Below are 16,537 nucleotides of genomic sequence, written 5' to 3'. Positions count from 1 at the left end.
CCGGTCCGTGCAGCAGGACGCCGCCGGTGGCGGCGAGTGCGGCACGGGTGTCGGCGAGCAGGTTCGCACGGTCGACGAGTGCGGGCTCGGCCGGACCCGCGGTGGTGCTGGCGGGTCCGGCCGGGCCGGGGAGTATGCCGGTCATGGCGGTCAGTGTGCCGTCTCCGACCGGCTCGCGCGAGGGTGTCACATGAACACGACACGCCTGCGACGCTCCGTTAAGTTCCCTTTAAGGCCGAGCCGTTGGGGACGGCCTTGAAGGGGGCCGGTCAGCCGACGGAGACGTCGTCGAGCAGGAAGACGGTGGACAGGTAGGCGTCCTCCTGGCCGGCGAACTGGAGGTTGACGGTCTGGCCGCGGAAGGCGCTCAGGTCGACGGTCTTCTGCACGTACCCGGCGCTGGCGTTGGCGTTGGAGTAGGTGGCCAGGGTGGCGCCGTTGACGTTGACCTTCAGGGTGTCGTAGGCGGTGGAGCCGGACTCCTGGGTGGTGACCTTCAGCCAGAAGGTGAGCTTCGGGCTGCCGGTGGCGGGCACCGCGATGCTGTTCTGCGACAGCGTCTCGGTGGCGGCGGAGCCGTAGCCCATCATCCAGGCGTACCAGGAACCGCCGTGCGGGGTCTGCTGGTTGGAGTTGGTGATGTCGTTGGCGCTCTGCGTCCAGCCGGTGGCGCCCTGCTCGAAGTCGCCGTTGGTGAGGGCGTTTCCGGGGTTGGGGTTGCCGGTGGGCGAGCCGGACGGGGACGGGCTCGGGGAGGAGGTGCTGCCGCCCGGGTCGGGCAGGGCGGTGCCGAGCGAGACGGCGGCCCACGCCTTGGAGACGATGTACCGCTCCTGGGAGTTGGCGCCGTACAGGTCGGCGGCGGCCTGCAGGGTGGCGGTGCGGGCGGAGGAGTAGTTGGTGGTGGAGGTCATGTAGGTGGTCAGGGCGCGGTACCAGACGGCCGCGGCCTTGTCCTTGCCGATGCCGCTGAAGCTGTCGCCGTTGCACGGGGTGCCGTTGTGCGGCAGGCCGCCGATGGTCTTGGCGCCGGTGCCCTCGGCGGTCAGGTAGAAGAAGTGGTTGGCGATGCCGGAGGAGTAGTGCACGTCCACCTGGCCGGCCCGGCTGCTGTAGCAGGCCAGCGAGCTGCCGTCGGCGGCCGGGTTGTCCATCCGGCGCAGGTAGCCGTTGCCCATGTTGAGCTTCTCGCCGATGTAGTAGTCACCGGGGTCGGTGCTGTTGCCGGCCGAGAACTCGACCATGGTGCCGAAGATGTCGGAGGTGGCCTCGTTGAGGCCGCCGGACTCGCCGGAGTAGTTGAGGTTGGCGGTGGCGGCGGTGACGCCGTGGCTCATCTCGTGGCCGGACACGTCGAGCGCGGTCAGCGGGATGTTGCCGTTCTGCGAGGAGCCGTCGCCGAAGGACATGCAGAAGCAGCTGTCGTCGTAGAACGCGTTCAGCAGCTGGTTGTCGACGTGCACGTACGCCGGGGCGCCGCGGCCGTCGTTGCGGATGCCGCTGCGGTTGAAGGTGTTCTTGTAGAAGTCCCAGGTCTTGGCGAGGCCGTAGGAGGCGTCCACGGCGGCGCTCTCGCGGCTCGAAGTGGAGCCGTTGCCCCAGGAGTTGGTGGACTTGCTGAAGGTGCGGGCGTTCTGCGCCGGGTTGGACTGCGGGCTGTTGTACGAGTCGTAGACGACCGTGGAGCCGTGCAGCGCGTCGGTCAGCGTGTAGCCGCTGCCGCCCTGGCTGGTCTCCAGGGTGACCTGGCCGACGTTGACGCCGTTGCCGGTGCCGCCGATCTCCGGGTTGACCTCGTACTGGTCGAGGACGGCGCCGCTCGCCGCGTCGACGAGCACGGCCTCACGGGAGTTGGCGCCGGCGTCGCCCGCGCCGGTGACGGTGTTGCGGTACGCGAGCACCGGGACCTTGCCGACCGCCCAGACCACCAGCTGGCTGGTGTCCAGGTTGGTGGTGCGGGCCTGCTTGACGTGCTTGGCGCTGCGCTCGGCGGTCTTGGAGGCGTCCTGCGCGGAGAGCTTCGGCGTCACCCCGGCGACGCCCTTGATCGCGCCGTCGTGGGCCCAGGTGGTGGACGTGATCGCGCCGTTCTTCGCCCGGTGCACGACCAGGTCGCCACCGACCACCGGCAGCCCGCGGTAGGTGCGGTCGTACCGCACGTGCCGGGCTCCGTCCTGCTCGACCAGCACGTCCTTGGCGACCAGGCGCTCGTCCGGGCCGAGACCCAGCTGCTTGGCCACGGCCGGGGCGTCCTTGGCCGCCTGGTCCAGCGCGGCCTGCCGGCCCACCGTGCTCATCGCCTGGAAGCCTGCGCCGGACTGGGTGGCGGCGCTGGCCAGCGCGACGTTCTGCGAGGTGGCCAGCGCGGCGGTGCCCAGGGTGAGGGCGGCCGCGACAGCCGCCGCCAGAGCGGTCTTGCGGTTCATCGGGTATTCCTCCCACCGAGCCGGGGTTGATGGGGGACGGCCGGGCACACCGTAGGGGTGAGGTGTCCCGGCCGGTTTCGGCTCGGCGGCAGGACGCTAGATCCGCGAACCCCCCTCGCGACATGCCCTCGCCAACCCCACAAGGGCCGTACAAGGGTCTCCCCGACGCCCCGTCAGGGCCCGACCCGCGGACCCGGCCGGCGGCGGGCGAGGGTGGGACGAGGGCCGGCAACGGTGCCCGGAATTATGAGAGTTGACTCTCAGAAAGTGTGAGAGCACACTCTCAGGAATGAACTCCGGCAATCCGCTCGGTGACGTCGAGCTCACCGATCCGCGCGCGATGCGCGCGCTCGCCCATCCCGTCCGGCTGGCCGTCCTGGAGCGGTTGCGGCTCCACGGGGCCGCCACCGCGAGCGAGTTGGCGCCGCACGTGGGGGCGACGCCGACGGTGGCGAGTTGGCACCTGCGGCATCTCGCCGAGTTCGGCCTGGTGCGGGACGCCGAGCCCGGACCGGACCGGCGCACCCGGCGGTGGGAGGCGGTGGGGCGCGGCTTCCGGTTCGCGCCGACGGACGACGGCGAGGGCGGGGAGGCGGCGCGCGCCCTCTCGCAGCAACTGTTCCTGCGCTCCTCGGCGTTGCCGTCCCGGTGGATCACCGAGGTCGAGCCCGGCCTGCCCCTGGAGTGGCGGCAGCTGTCCGGCCTCGCCAACACCCGCGTGGTCCTCTCCCCCGCCGAACTCGCCGAACTCTCGGACGCGGTGGAGCGCCTGCTCGCCCCGTACGTGCACCGCGACGCCGCCGACTGGCCGGACGACGCCCGCCCGGTCCGCCTGATGCGGTACGCCCTGCCGGAGGCCGCTCCCGCCGACCCCCCGGGCGCCGAGGCATGACCGCGCTCGCCCCGGCCCGCCCCGGTACCGCTCCGCTCTGGCGCGACCGCCGCTTCCTGCAATTCTGGGCCGGCCAGTCGATCTCCCAATTCGGCGACCGGATCACCGAGTTGGCCCTCCCGCTGATCGCCGTCACGGCCCTGCGCGCCTCCACCGCGCAGGTCGCCGCCCTGACCGCACTGCTCTGGGCCCCGCACCTGCTCGCGGTCCTCCTCGGCGCCTGGGTGGACGGCCGCCCGGACAAGCGCCGCCTGCTGGTGGTCGCGGACGTCGTCCGGGCGCTCGCCCTCGCCACCCTGCCGCTCGCCGCACTGGCGGGCACCGTGACGCTGACTCAGCTCTACACCGTCGCGGTGGTGACGGGCGCGGCCGGCGTGCTGTTCAACAACGCCTACTCGCCGTTCTTCGCCCACCTGGTGCCGCGCTCGGCCTACCTGGACGCCAACAGCAAGCTCAGTGCGACCCGTTCGGCCTCGCAGATCGCCGGCCCGGCCCTCGGCGGCGCACTCGTGCAGGCCCTGACGGCGCCCGTCGCGGTGCTGGTGGACGCGCTCTCCTTCCTCCTCTCGGCGCTGCTGATCGGCCGCATCCGCGTGCCGCGGGCGGAGGCCGGCGACACCGGCCGGCCCGAGCCGGTGCTGTCCCGGGCGCGGGCGGGGCTGCGCTACCTGGTGCGCCACCCGGTGCTGCGGGCGAGTCTCGGCTGCTGCACCACCGTCAACTTCTTCACCTTTCTCGGCTACGGCCTGGTGGTGCTCTTCGCCGGCCGCACCCTCGGCCTCTCGGCGGGCAGCATCGGCGCCGCGTTCGGCCTCGGCTCGACCGGCGGCCTGCTCGGCGCGCTGCTCGCCCCGGCCCTGTCCCGCCGCCTCGGCCTCGGCCGGACCATCGTCCTCGGCTCGGTCCTCTTCCCCGCCCCGGTCGCCCTGCTCACCCTCGCCGACGGACCGGCCTGGGCCCGCGCGGGCGTGCTCGCGGCGGCCGAGTTCCTCTCCGCGCTCGGCGTCATGCTCTTCGACACCAACCTCAACTCGCTGCAGACCGCCGTCGTCCCGGACCCGCTCCGCAGCCGCGTCACCGGCGCCTTCGCCACCGTCAACTACGGCATCCGCCCCCTCGGCGCCCTCACCGGCGGCCTCCTCGCCACCACCCTCGGCCTCCGCCCCGCCCTCCTCCTCGCCGCCCTCGGCGGCACCCTCTCCGCCCTCTGGCTGCTCGCCTCCCCGATCCCTCGCATCCGCGACCTCGCTTCGCTCTGACCACGACCGCCCGCCACCACCGGCATGCCGGCCGGTCGAGGTCGCGATTCACCAACTGCGCGCTGAAATCGAACATGTGATGACAATTCAGATTCCCGGCGTACGCGGAACCGGCACGTCCGTTACGGTCCCAGTCTTCCGACCCCGTGCCTACCGAGGGACTTCGAGCATGCAGCGACCCACCCTCCTCGCCTCCGCTCCGGTCCTGGCCGTCGCCCTCGCCGCGACGGCCTGCGACCCCGTGCCCGCTCCTGGCGCGCCGCCCACCAGCGCGGCCGCGCCGCCGGCTCCCACCACGCCGGCCGGCAACCCGGCACCCGCCACCGACAGCGCGAAGAGCGCCGACCTGCCCGACTTCACCGGAATGGACCTCCAGGCCGCCCAGGACAAGGCCCAGGCCGCCGGGTTCTACAGCCTCGTCTCCCATGACGCGCTGGGCCGGTCCCGGCACCAGATCCTCGACCGCGACTGGAAGGTGTGTGCGCAGACACCGACGTCCGGACCGCAGCCGACCCGCGCCACGGTCGACATGGCCGCCGTGAAGCTCGACGAGACGTGCCCCGCGACGGACCAGGGAGCGGCGACGCCGCCGGCGGCAACGGCCGGGTCGCCGATGCCGGACCTGAAGGGCAAGTCGATGGCATCGGCACGGACCATGCTGCCGGGGAACACCGGCATCACCACGAAGGACGCGACGCAGTCACGCATGGTCCTGGTCGAGTCGAACTGGCAGGTCTGCTCGCAGGACCCCGCGCCGGGCACCGTGCTGAACGGACAGCCGGTGACGCTCCGGGTCACCAAGTTCGGCGAGACCTGCCCGTAGCACCGCATCCACGTCGCCGGCCAGACAGTAACCGGCAGTCCGGCGGGTCCGGCAGACGGGGGGTGGGGGGCTGAGGTAGCGTCAGGCGCCGAACCGGATTGGGGCGCTCCGTTACGGTGGGATCGAATCGCCGGACGTGGGAAGGCCGTTGGTCCGGGGAGACCGCGGCCCCGCTCCCCCGGGCGGGGCGGTAGCCGACACGAAACGGAGCCGTACCCATGCACAGCGGAGCAACCAGAGGCGGCAGACGGCCGCGCCCCGCCCGGGTGGCGCTGGCGGTGGGGGTGGCAGCGGCGGTGACGACGGGCATCGCCGTGGCCGCGCCGCAGGGCGAGGCGGCAGCCGCCCGGAGGCCAGGAGTCACCGCCCCGCCTCCGATATCCGCCGCTGCGCCCGACTCCCCCACTGAGACCGTCACTTCCCCGGAGCCGCCCACCGCGGCCGCGATCCGGCTCGCCGCCGCCCAGGTCGGGGCCGAGCCCGCCCGGCTCGCCGCCGCGACACCGACACCGTCGCCGACGCCCACTCCGACCGCCACGACCGCCCCTCGGCCCGAGCTCACCGACGCGAAGTGGAAGGAGTACGCGCAGCAGTTGGTCTCCAGTGCCGAGAACTCCACCCTGGACTGGCGGTCCCAGTACCCGTACATCGAGGACATCGGCGACGGCCACGGCTACACCGCCGGCATCGTCGGCTTCTGTTCCGGCACGGGCGACCTGGCGGACGTGATCACCCGCTACACCGCGCTGAAGCCGAACAACATCCTGGCCAAGTACCTGCCGGCGCTGGCCCTGCTCGACGGCAGCGCCTCGCACCTGGGCCTCGACCCGACCTTCGTCGGCGACTGGCAGCTCGCCGCGAAGGACCCGCTGCTCCAGCAGGCCCAGAACGAGGAGCGCGACCGGCAGTACTTCACCCCGGCGGTGCAGCAGGCGAAGACGGACGGGCTGCATGCGCTCGGCCAGTTCGTCTACTACGACGCGATCGTGGTGCAGGGCCCGGTCGGTTTCGCCACCATCCGCACCACCGCCCTGGCCAAGGCGAAGACCCCGGCCAAGGGCGGCGACGAGACGGCCTACCTGAACGCCTTCCTGGACGCCCGCAAGGCCTACATGCTGAACGGCCACCCGAACCGCAACACGTCCAGGATCGACACCGAGCAGCGGGTGTTCCTCCAGGCCGGCAACCTCGACCTGCGGCCCCCGCTGGTCTGGCAGGTGTACGGCGACACCTACACCATCACCGCCTGACACTCGGCCGATCGGCTAAGCCGGACTCGCGGGCACCACCAGCCGGTCGAGGTCGGGCGCGGCGCCGGAGGGGTTCGCCAGGGTGACGGTGTTGGTCCCGGCCGCCAGGGCGAGGCCCACCGTCACCGTGCCGGGTGTGGTGAAGGCCCCGGTCGGCGCGAAGCTCAGTGTCGTCACCGGCCCGCCGTTGACGGAGAGTTCGGCGGTCCGGGCGCCGGCCGAGCCGTTGGTGTAGACGAGCTGCACCTGGTACGTCCCGGCGGTGGCGGCGGTGATGCCGTTGACGGTGAGGGTGCCCGTTCCGGCGGTGACGGTGCCCAGGTAGCCGACCCGGCTGCCGCCGGAGCAGGCCGCGCAGGCGATCACGGCCGCCCGCCCGGTCAGGCCGTTGCCGGCGGCCTCCGCCTCGTAGCCGGTACTGCCGGGCGTGGCAGCGGAGTTGACGGCCTGTTGCAGGGCGGCGCCGATGATCGCGGAGCCGGTCATGTCGATCGCGGGCTCGGAGGTCTGCCAGGAGCGGACGTCGTCGACGTAGCGGCTGCTGTGGCCGGTGAACGCGTTGAACGGGTCGGCGCCGCCGGCCGGGCAGGCCTTCATGCCGGTCTCGTAGCCGCCGAGTCCGCCGCTGAAGATGCCGGAGGAGTTGGGGCCGTTGACGACCGCGCCGAGCGGGATCGCGCCGGTGCCGTCGGTGGAGCCGTTGATGTTGGCGACCTGGTGCTGGATGCAGTGCGGGTAGGTGGTGCCTTCGCCGACCATGAAGCCGGTGCCCCACGGGTTGGCGCCGAACAGCCAGTTGCGCTGCTGGGTGGCGTAGGCGTCGAAGGAGGTGTCGCCGCTGGCCTGCTTGTAGAGCGCCTCGGTGGCGAGCAGGCCGAAGCTGTGCGAGTTGACGTCGAAGTCGGTGTAGGTGCCGCCGGCGTGGAAGAGGTCGGCGGCGGCGTGGTCGGCACCGACCTTGGTCTGCCGCTTCAGGTCGGCGACCAGGTCGGCGGTGCTGACGGCCAGTCCGCCGGGGTTGCCGGCGGCGGCGACGGCCCGGATCAGGTCGGCGTGGGCGAGCGCGCTGGTGTCGTACAGGTTGAAGGTGTCGCCCTTGTCGTTCGCCAGGTAGCCCTTCGCCCAGCCGGCCGCGGCGGTCAGGTACGGCGTGGCGTTCTGGCCCAGTTTCTGGGCGGCGAGGGCGAGTTCGGCGCCGCCGAACTCCATGTCGTCGCGCCAGGTGGACTCGGGGTAGTAGTCGTTCGGGGCGGCGGTGGTGAGCGGGTTCGGCGGGGCCGAGGTGTTCGCCAGCGCGTACAGCGAGGCGGCGGCCTGGTAGTACGCCTGGGCCTGCGCCGGATCGGTGGCGGCGTTGACCTGTGCGGCGAGCGCGAACGCGGCGGAGACCCGCCCGGCGAGGTTCGGACTGACCTGCCCGCCGGGGGTGTTGGCGCGGAACACCGGGCGGTGCGCGGCGGCGTAGCGGTGTGCGGCGGAGGTGTCGCCGTCGTCCTTCTCGGGCAGCCGCCACAGGTCGTGGTCGCCGACGAAGCTGCCGCTGGCGTTGCCGGAGCCGATGCCGACCTGGAGGTACAGGGTCTTGCTGGACTGGTCCCACATCCGGTTCAGCCAGGCCGCGCCGAACTGCGCCTCGGCGCCGAGGCTCGCGGGCGCGGCGCTGCCGAGGGCGCGTTGGGCGGCGAGCAGCACCGCGTCGGCGTAGGCGGTGGTGTGGGTGAACTTCAGGTAGTCGCCGGCGTCGAACCAGCCGCCGCTGACGTTGACCGGTCCGCCGGTCTTCGACAGGTCGCTGTTGGTGATGACGTCGGAGCCGCCGCTCTGGAAGGACGGGACGGCGTAGACGTTCGCGCTCGCGTCGTTCAGGTGGGCGGGTTTGCGGCCGAGCGGGCCGGGGACGGTGTCGGCGCCGTCGCGCTGGGTCTGGAAGAAGCTGACGCCGTCGGCGACGAACCTGCCGTACAGCGCGGCCGGGTCGGTGACCTTGAAGCTCGGCGAGGTGGCGCTCACTCCGCCGCCGACCACCAGGTGGTAGGTGCCGGGCGTGGTCAGGCCGGTGAGGGTGATCGGGTAGACGGCCGGGTAGGCGCTGTTCCACGAGCCGAGGCTGGTGGTGCCGACGGTGCCCGTCTTGACGGTGGCTCCGGCGGAGTCGACCAGGCTCCAGTTCGCGGCGGAGACCGCGGCGCTGGTCATCAGGTAGGCCTGCTTGGTCTCGCCGGGCAGGAACCCGGCCTGGTCGACGCGGACCAGGCCGGTGGCGGCGGCCTGCGCGGGCCCGGCGCCGAGCGCGAGCGGGGTGGCGGTGAGCGCGGCGGCGAGCAGCGCGCCGAGGGCGGTTCGTCGGGCCGGTGTCCGGGGCGTGACCATCAGCAGCTCCCAACCGTTAGGAAGTCTTCCTTACTGTCCCAGGAAGCTAGGGCGCTGGTCGGACGCGGTCAAGGCCCTGCGGGTGAATTGACGTCGCATCAGTCGCCCGCCACCCCGGCGTCGGTCGCCCGCCCCGGCGGCGTCGGTCGTCCGGCACCGGCGGCGTCGGTCGCCGGCCACCCGCGACGTCGGTCGTGCGGCCCGCCGCCGTCAGTCGTCGGCCCCGGCGGTGAGGTCGAGGGTGAAGCTGAAGCGGTCGCCGCGGTAGAGGGAGCGGACGAGTTCCAGCGGCCGGCCGGCGGCGTCGCGGCTGCGGCGGTGCAGCAGCAGCATCGGCAGTGCGGGCGGGGTGCCGATCAGCAGGGCCTCGCGCGGGGTGGCGAGCACCGTCTCGATGCGTTCCTCCGCTCCGGCGAGGTGGATGCCGTGGCCGCGCAGGTGGGCGTAGAGCGAGCCGGTGGGGTCGAACGCGCGGTCCAGGTCCGGGACTCGGGCGACCGGGAGGTAGCTGGACTCCAGACCGACGCGCTCCTCGTCGGCGTGCAGGACGCGCTCCAGGTGCCAGAGCGGTTCGCCGGGGGCGATCGCCAGGCGTTCGGCGAGGGCCGGGTCGGCGGCCAGCCGGTCGAGGGCGACCAGGGTGCGTCCGGGGCGCAGGCCCTGGCGGGTGACGCCCTCGGTGTAGCTGGCCAGCGACAGCGGCTGCTCGATCTTGGCGCCGGCCACCACGGTGCCCCGCCCCTGGCGGCGCAGTCGCCCTTCGAGCAGCAGGTCGCGCAGTGCCAGCCGCAGGGTGGCCCGGGCGACCCCGTACCGCTCGGCCAGCGCCGCCTCGGTGGGGAGCCGCCCGCCGGGGCCGAGTTCCGCGAGCAGCTCTTCGAGCCGGGCCTTCACCAGGTAGTACTTCGGCACCCGCCCGTGCTCCGGGACGCCGGACCTGGCGGGGGTGAGGGGGGCGCGGTGGCTGCCGGGGTTCACCGCTCCACCCTAGGCCCTCTCGACTCGCTGCCCGGCCGCCCTCGCTCGATAACGAACAGGTAACCGGTCTGGACTGAATTTTGACACTTGTTCATACAATCGTGGACTCGGATGGGGGTCACGCTCGCCCCGCCGCCCCATCCTCGGTCTGCCGGTGCGACCGCACCGAGCCGCTTTCCGTTGGGAGACCCCGTGCGCAACTCCCGTACCACTCTTGCTCTTTCGATCGCCGTCGCGGCCGCTCTGCTGCCGGTCGGCACGTCCTCCGCAGCCGCGGCCGCCGGCTCGTACAACGGCCTGCCGAACGGCACCAAGCAGGTGAAGACCCTGGTGATCGGCATCGACGGCACCCGCTACGACAAGCTGCTGACCGCCGACGCGCCGAACCTGAAGGCGCTGATCGCGTCCGGGACCACCGCGACGTCCAACCTGTACGCGAACCCGCTGGCCCCGACGCTCTCCGGACCCGGCTGGTCGACCATCGCCACCGGGGTGTGGCCGGACAAGCACAAGGTGCTGGACAACGCGTTCACGGGCGCCCGCTTCGACCTGTACCCGGACTGGGCGAGCCGGCTGGAGGCCGCCGACCCGGGCAACTCCACGCTGGTGATCGGCTCGTGGAACCCGATCACCGCGAACGTCTTCAACGGCGCCGCCGACCTGCGGATCCCGGAGAGCGAGAACGACGCCAAGACCGCCTCCGACGCCGCCGACTTCCTCGCCCACGGCAACCCGGACGCGGTCTTCCTGCACTTCGACGAGGTCGACGAGGCCGGCCACAGCTACGGCGGCACGAGCAGCCAGTACCTGGCGGCGATCCACGGCGTGGACGGCCTGGTCGGCCAGGTGATGGCCGGGCTCAAGTCCCGCCCCGGCTACGCCTCGGAGGACTGGCTGGTGGTGCTCACCACCGACCACGGCCACACCGACGCGGGCGGCCACGGCGGCAACTCGGCCAACGAGCGGCAGACCTGGATGGTGCTGAACGGCCGCGGCTACCAGGCGGGCGCGCACCGCTACGACGTCAAGCCGGTGGACATCGCGCCGACCGTGCTCAAGCACCAGGGCGCCCCGATCGACCCGGCCTGGGGTCTGGACGGCACCCCCGTCGACGAGATCGTCCCGGACGCGTTCGACGCGCTGCGGCCCACCCTGCAGTCCCGGGTGGACGAGACCGGCATCGCCTCCACGGTCAAGGGCTTCACCCACACCCCGCCGGCCGGCTGGTCGATCGACAACTCCCGGATGCCGTCCGGCGGGGTCACCGAGTGGCGCGGCTGGGCCTTCGCCACGGACGAGTTCTGGACGGCCGCGCAGCTCGGCCAGAGCCGCGAGACCAACGTCCGGGCGCGCAACGTGTTCGCGGTCGCGGACTCCGACGAGTGGGACGACAAGACGCACGGCACCGGCCAGTTCGACTCGACGCTGATCAGCCCGGCCTACCCGGTGGCCGGCCTGAGCCGGGGCACGCTGTCCTTCGCCACCGACTACAAGATCGACGGCCCGCAGACCGGCGACGTGTACGTGGTGTTCGACAACGGCGCCCCGCAGCTGGTGAAGTCCTACCGGGCCGACCTGAACACGGTCGAGCACCTGAACGTCACGGTGCCGGCGGGCGCGTCCACGGCGCGCTTCCAGTTCCGCTACACCGGCACCAACTCGGCGTTCTGGACGGTCGACCAGGTGGCGTTCACCGGCTGAGCCCCACTCGGACCGGCGTTCACCGGCCGAGCCCCGCCCGGGCCGGTGCCGACCGGCCGAGCCGCTGCCCGGCGGGCCTACCGGGTCTTGACCACCACGCCGACCGCGAAGGCGATCTGATCGGCGGTCAGGTCGGCGCGGGCGGTCAGCCGCAGCCGGGGAACGCCGTCGGGGACGGACGGCGGGCGGAAGCAGCCGACCGCGAGTCCTTCGTCCCGGCAGGCGGCGGCCCAGCGCACCGCGTGCTCCGGGTCGTCGGCCCGCACCGACACCACCGCGCCGTCGGGCGCGGTGGTGTCGAGGCCGTGCTCGGCGAGGCGGGTGGAGAGTTCGCGGGCCACCCGGAGGGCGTCGGCGGCCCGGCCGGGTTCGGCGCGCAGCAGGCGCAGCGCGCCGAGCGCGGCGCCGACGGCGGCCGGGTTGAGGCCGGTGTCGAAGATGAAGGTGCGGGCGGCGGAGACCAGGTGCCGGATCACCCGTTCGGGGCCGAGCACCACGCCGCCCTGCGCGCCGAGCGACTTGGACAGGGTGGCGGTGGCGACCACGTCGGGCTGCCCGGCGATGCCGGAGGCGGCGCCGGCCCCGGCCCCGCCGGGGCCGAGCACGCCGAGGCCGTGCGCGTCGTCCAGCACCAGGGCGGCGCCGAACTCGCGGGCGGCGGCGAGGTGTTCGGTGAGGGGTGCGGCGTTTCCGTCGACCGAGAACACCGAGTCGGTGACCACCAGGGCGCGCGGCAGGGTGCGGGCGGCGAGCGCCGCGCGGACGGACCGCGGGTCGCAGTGCGCGGCCCGGGCGACCTGGCCCTTGGCGAGGCGGCAGCCGTCGATCAGCGAGGCGTGGTTGTGGGCGTCGGAGACGATCAGGGTGTCCGGGCCGGCGAGCGCGGTGAGCACGGCCAGGTTGGCGGTGTAGCCGGAGGAGAACACCAGGGCCGCCTGGTAGCCGCAGAACTCGGCGAGTTCCCGCTCGAGTTCGGTGTGGCCCTCGGTGGTGCCGGTGACCAGCCGGGAGCCGGTGGAGCCGCCGCCCCAGCGCAGTGCGGCCTCGGCGGCGGCGGCGGTGACGGCCGGGTGGCGGGTGAGGCCCAGGTAGTCGTTGGACGCCAGGTCGAGCAGGTCGTCCTCGGGGGTGCGGCTGCGCAGCCGCCTGGTCAGCCCGGCGGCCTCCCGCCGGGCCGCTTCCGCGTCCACCCAGTCGAACACCGTCTCCGGGCGTGCGGCCCGCGTGGCCGTCCCGACCTGCGTGTCTTCCATGTCCGGCACTCTGTCACCCCGCCCGGCCCGGGGGCAACGGCCGCCGGCGCGATGTGCGCCTTCGCACACACCGCCCGCCGTGGCCGCCGCTCTCCGGGCTACTGACGGGGGGTCAGTTGCGGTAGCGGTACATGATCCGGCCCCTGGTCAGGTCGTAGGGGCTGAGCTCGACCAGGACGCGGTCGAACGGGAGGATCTTGATGTAGTTCTTGCGGATCTTCCCACTGATGTGGGCGAGCACCTGGTGGCCGTTCTGCAGTTCCACCTTGAAGGTGGCGTTGCGGAGGCACTCCTGTACGGTGCCCTCGATTTCCAGGCCTTTGGAGACGCGTGGCAAGGGTTCTCGTTTCTCGAGTCGGTGAAGCGAAGACGTGCGGGTGGTCCGGCGGTCAGTGCGGGCGGCGCACCAGTTCCGCGAGGTGGCCGGTCCGTCGGGCGCCGAAGCGCTCGAACAGGGCGGTGGCGGCCGTGTTGGCCTGGTCGATCTCGACGCAGGCGGCGGCGATGCCGGCCCGGCCGAGGGTGTCGAGCGCGTGGCCGAGCAGGGCCTGCCCGGCGCCGCGGCGCCGGTGCTCCTCGCGCACCGCGAGCAGCCCGATCCGGGCCGCGCCCCTCCGAGACACTACCCGGGCCAGGCCGGCGTAGCGACCGTCGACCACGGCGACCGCGTACAGCGACGGGTCGATCAGGGTGTCTCCGGGCGGGCAGGGCCGGAGTTCGGCGGGCATGGTGTGCCAGCCGACGGCGGCTTCGACCTGGGCGCGGATCTCGCGGTCGAGGGCGCGCAGCAGCGGCTCCTCGGCCGTGCCGGCGGGCAGGACGGTGACGCCCTCGGGCGCCGGGCCGCCGTTCCGGTGCGGGTGGGCACGACGTACTCCCACTCGCGCCGCGCGACGGCGAACCCGGCCCGTTCCCAACGGGCCGTCAGTTCGTGGTCCTCGCCGCCGACCAGGGTGTGCAGCGCCTCGCCGGGCCGGTCGGCGAGCATCGCCGCGGCGAGCGGGTCGAACGCGTCGTCCTGCCAGACGTCGACGGAGAGGAAGATGCGGCCGTCGGGCCGGTGCGAGAGGTCGCCGTGGCCGACGATCTGCTCGTCCGCCACCGCCTGCCACTGGGTCTCGTCGACCCGGGTGATCGTCACAGTGTTCATGGCTGTCGCCTTTCGGAAGTGCCTGCATTCCAAGGCGCTCCCGACGACGGCTCGATCAGCCGCACACCGTGAGGAGAAGGGGGAGCACCCACCTTGGTCCAGCTCTCATGGGTGTTCACCTCCTCGCGTCCTGTCACGGTGATCCGTACGTTAGCAAGCTCCGCCGACGTCTCCAACCCATTTAAATCGCTTCGCTTCCCGAGCGTCCTCAGGCCCGCGCGTAGCTGAGGAACATGACGCCGCCGGGCAGCACCGTCTGCTCGGCCGGCGTGAAGGCGCGCGGGTCCACTCCGGTCTTCCCGGCGAACAGCGGGATGCCCGCGCCGATGGTGACGGGGTTGACCTTGAGGACGAGTTCGTCGATCTCCGGGTAGAGGGCGCCGGCGAGTTCGCCGCCGCCGACCAGCCAGATGCCGCCGCCCGGCCGGGCCTTGAGCTCGCGGACCTTCTCCACCGGGTCGGTGGCGACCACCTCGACGGCCGCGTCGGGGCGCGCGGTGAGGGTGCGGGAGAAGACGTAGTGCCGCAGGTGCGGGTAGGCGTCGGCGAGGCCGGCGTCCAGCCCGAGCTGGTAGGAGCGGCGGCCCTCCACGACGGTGTCGAAGCGGGTGCCGGGCGCGGTCACCCCCAGCAGCTCCCGGGCCGGGCCCGGCAGCGTCTCGGGGTAGTGCGTGACGACGTGTTCGAGGTAGTCGGGGGTGACGTCGAAGAAGCCGCCGGCCGGGCCGCTCGGGTCGCCGCCCTCCGGGCCGGCGATGAAGCCGTCGAGCGTGGTGGCGACGTAGTAGGTCAGGGTGCGCACGGTTCGATCAGCCCTCGATGCAGTAGTAGTGGAGGCGCTCGTCGGAGGAGGTCCGGCGCAGGCCGGCCTTCTCCAGGACGCGCTGGGAGCCCAGGTTGTCGTGGTCGGTGTCGGCGAGCGCCCGCCGCACCCGCCCGTCCGCGAAGCCGTGGTGCAGCAGCGCGGTCAGCGCCTCGGTGGCGTAGCCGCGCCCTTCGGTCTCCGGGGCGACGCCGTAGCCGAGTCCGACCGTGCCCGTCTCGTCGGGCGGCCCGAAGAAGCCGATGCCGCCGATCACCAGGTCGCTGCTCAGCAGCACGATCTGCAGCGGCCCGAACAGCGGCTCGCCGGCGGGCAGTCCGAGGAACATCCGCGCGACGTCCTGGTCGTCGGTCCGCGGGAAGCCCGGGCTCCAGTGCTCCTGCCGGTCGGTGCCGGCCGCCAGGACGAGCGCCGCCTCCTCGTGGGTGTAGGGGCGCAGCCGCAGCCGCGCCGTCTCGATGCCGAACGGTGCCGTCCCGCTCATCCCGTCTCCGTGTCCTCGTGCGGGCCGCCGATCGGCCCGGACAGGAACGACCGTACGGGCGCGGGTACTGCCCGCGAATCCGTCACCATGACCTAACGCGACGTCGGATGCCGTACGCCGCGCGGCTAGACTCCCCGGATGCTCTACGGTCGGGACGCGGAATCGCGCCAGCTCAGAGGCCTGCTGTCGGAGGCGGCGGACGGTGCCAGCGGCGCCCTGGTCGTCCACGGCGAGGCCGGTATCGGAAAGACCGCGCTGCTGGACGAGTTGGCGGCCGGCGCGGGCCCGGCCCGGGTGCTGCGGACCACCGGCATCGAGGCGGAGAGCGATCTGCCGTTCGCCGCGCTGCACCAGTTGCTGCGTCCGGCGCTCGACCGGCTGGGCCGGCTGCCCGGGCCGCAGGCCGACGCGCTGCGGACGGCGTTCGGGCTGGCCGCGCCCACCGGCCAGGACCGGTTCCTGACCGGCCTGGCGGTGCTGACCCTGCTGTCGGAGTACGCGGGCGAGGACCCGGTGCTCTGTCTCGTCGACGACGCGCAGTGGCTGGACCGGGCCTCGCTGGACGCCCTGGCCTTCGCGGCCCGGCGGCTGGACGCCGAGGGCGTGGTGATGCTGTTCGCGATGCGCGAGCCCCGGCCGCTCGGCCTGCCGGAGCTGCGGCTCGACGCCCTGGACCGGCGGGCGGTGGCCGCGCTGCTCGCCGAGCACGCCGGCGGGGGGCTGTCCCCGCACGTCCGGGAGCGGGTCGCGGCCGAGGCCCGCGGCAATCCGCTGGCGCTGATCGAGCTGCCCCGCTCGCTGACCGAGGATCAGCGCACCGGCCTGCTCGGCCCGTTGCCGACCACGCCCGCCGATCCGACGCCCTCCGCCCGGGTGCGGGCCGCGTTCGGCGCCCGGATCGACCGGCTGCCCGCGGAGACCCGCTCGGCGCTGCTGGTCGCCGCCGCCGACGACACCGGCGAGCTGGCCGTCGTACTGGCCGCGGCCGGCGCCCCGCTGACGGCGCTCGAAGCCGCCGAGACCGCCGACCTGATACGCCTGGACGGAACCTCCCTGACGTTCCGTCACCCGCTGGTGCGGGCGGCCGCCTACCGCAGCGCCCCGCTGGCCCGCCGGATCGCCGCCCAC

General features: G+C 73.2%; 15 protein-coding genes. 7 read left to right on the top strand and 8 right to left on the bottom strand.

Annotated elements, in window-relative coordinates:
* Positions 1-269: 269 nt before the first annotated feature.
* On the bottom strand, positions 270-2,426 hold the full coding sequence (locus KCH_RS34120; RefSeq protein WP_035869701.1) for a M4 family metallopeptidase: 2,157 nt from the start codon (positions 2,424-2,426) through the stop codon (positions 270-272).
* A 289-nt stretch (positions 2,427-2,715) separates the two neighbouring features.
* Here KCH_RS34120 and KCH_RS34115 point away from each other — a divergent pair, with 289 nt between their 5' ends.
* From KCH_RS34115 to KCH_RS34100, 4 genes are all read left to right on the top strand, one after another.
* On the top strand, positions 2,716-3,318 hold the full coding sequence (locus tag KCH_RS34115; RefSeq protein WP_035869695.1) for an ArsR/SmtB family transcription factor: 603 nt from the start codon (positions 2,716-2,718) through the stop codon (positions 3,316-3,318).
* Entirely contained in the window at positions 3,315-4,577 is a 1,263-nt protein-coding gene (locus KCH_RS34110; RefSeq protein ID WP_035869692.1) for an MFS transporter, read from the top strand. The genes KCH_RS34115 and KCH_RS34110 overlap by 4 nt, the downstream gene beginning before the upstream one ends.
* Positions 4,578-4,746: 169 nt before the next feature.
* Positions 4,747-5,400, top strand: coding sequence for a PASTA domain-containing protein (locus KCH_RS34105; RefSeq protein WP_035869689.1), 654 nt, complete (start codon positions 4,747-4,749; stop codon positions 5,398-5,400).
* A 446-nt stretch (positions 5,401-5,846) separates the two neighbouring features.
* Complete coding sequence (locus tag KCH_RS34100; protein ID WP_035875059.1) at positions 5,847-6,650, top strand: chitosanase; 804 nt, start codon at positions 5,847-5,849, stop codon at positions 6,648-6,650.
* 15 nt (positions 6,651-6,665) lie between these two features.
* On the opposite strand, the gene KCH_RS34095 is transcribed toward KCH_RS34100, so the two are convergent.
* On the bottom strand, positions 6,666-9,020 hold the full coding sequence (locus KCH_RS34095) for a glycoside hydrolase family 9 protein (protein ID WP_063750229.1): 2,355 nt from the start codon (positions 9,018-9,020) through the stop codon (positions 6,666-6,668).
* 210 nt (positions 9,021-9,230) lie between these two features.
* Positions 9,231-9,998: a GntR family transcriptional regulator gene (locus tag KCH_RS34090; protein ID WP_035869686.1), complete on the bottom strand. Its 768-nt coding sequence runs from the start codon at positions 9,996-9,998 to the stop codon at positions 9,231-9,233.
* A 192-nt stretch (positions 9,999-10,190) separates the two neighbouring features.
* Here KCH_RS34090 and KCH_RS34085 point away from each other — a divergent pair, with 192 nt between their 5' ends.
* Positions 10,191-11,699 carry an alkaline phosphatase family protein gene (locus KCH_RS34085; RefSeq protein WP_035869684.1) on the top strand — a complete coding sequence of 503 codons (1,509 nt, stop codon included), beginning with the start codon at positions 10,191-10,193 and terminating at the stop codon, positions 11,697-11,699.
* Between the two features lie 77 nt (positions 11,700-11,776).
* Here KCH_RS34085 and KCH_RS34080 read toward each other — a convergent pair whose 3' ends face one another.
* The 3 genes from KCH_RS34080 to KCH_RS47555 form a co-directional block, all read right to left on the bottom strand.
* Positions 11,777-12,952, bottom strand: a complete 1,176-nt coding sequence (locus KCH_RS34080) for an 8-amino-7-oxononanoate synthase (RefSeq protein WP_051653751.1) — start codon at positions 12,950-12,952, stop codon at positions 11,777-11,779.
* A 112-nt stretch (positions 12,953-13,064) separates the two neighbouring features.
* Entirely contained in the window at positions 13,065-13,289 is a 225-nt protein-coding gene (infA, locus tag KCH_RS34075) for a translation initiation factor IF-1 (RefSeq protein WP_035869682.1), read from the bottom strand.
* A gap of 52 nt (positions 13,290-13,341) precedes the next feature.
* Complete coding sequence (locus KCH_RS47555) at positions 13,342-13,833, bottom strand: GNAT family N-acetyltransferase (RefSeq protein WP_425268863.1); 492 nt, start codon at positions 13,831-13,833, stop codon at positions 13,342-13,344.
* 50 nt (positions 13,834-13,883) lie between these two features.
* On the opposite strand from KCH_RS47555, the gene KCH_RS47550 reads away from it, so the two are divergent.
* On the top strand, positions 13,884-14,174 hold the full coding sequence (locus KCH_RS47550) for a hypothetical protein (protein ID WP_425268862.1): 291 nt from the start codon (positions 13,884-13,886) through the stop codon (positions 14,172-14,174).
* A 136-nt stretch (positions 14,175-14,310) separates the two neighbouring features.
* Here KCH_RS47550 and KCH_RS34065 read toward each other — a convergent pair whose 3' ends face one another.
* On the bottom strand, positions 14,311-14,904 hold the full coding sequence (locus tag KCH_RS34065) for a dihydrofolate reductase family protein (protein WP_035869679.1): 594 nt from the start codon (positions 14,902-14,904) through the stop codon (positions 14,311-14,313).
* 7 nt (positions 14,905-14,911) lie between these two features.
* The gene (locus tag KCH_RS43020) at positions 14,912-15,409 is read right to left on the bottom strand and encodes a GNAT family N-acetyltransferase (protein WP_035869677.1); all 498 of its coding nucleotides are present in this window, start codon (positions 15,407-15,409) and stop codon (positions 14,912-14,914) included.
* 138 nt (positions 15,410-15,547) lie between these two features.
* Between KCH_RS43020 and KCH_RS43015 the strand changes: the two genes are divergently transcribed.
* Positions 15,548-16,537: ATP-binding protein (locus KCH_RS43015; protein ID WP_035869674.1), on the top strand; the 990-nt coding region annotated here is incomplete at its 3' end.

This window comes from Kitasatospora cheerisanensis KCTC 2395 (assembly GCF_000696185.1).
GTDB classification, from domain to species: domain Bacteria; phylum Actinomycetota; class Actinomycetes; order Streptomycetales; family Streptomycetaceae; genus Kitasatospora; species Kitasatospora cheerisanensis.
This window is presented reverse-complemented; position numbering and strand designations above follow the sequence as displayed.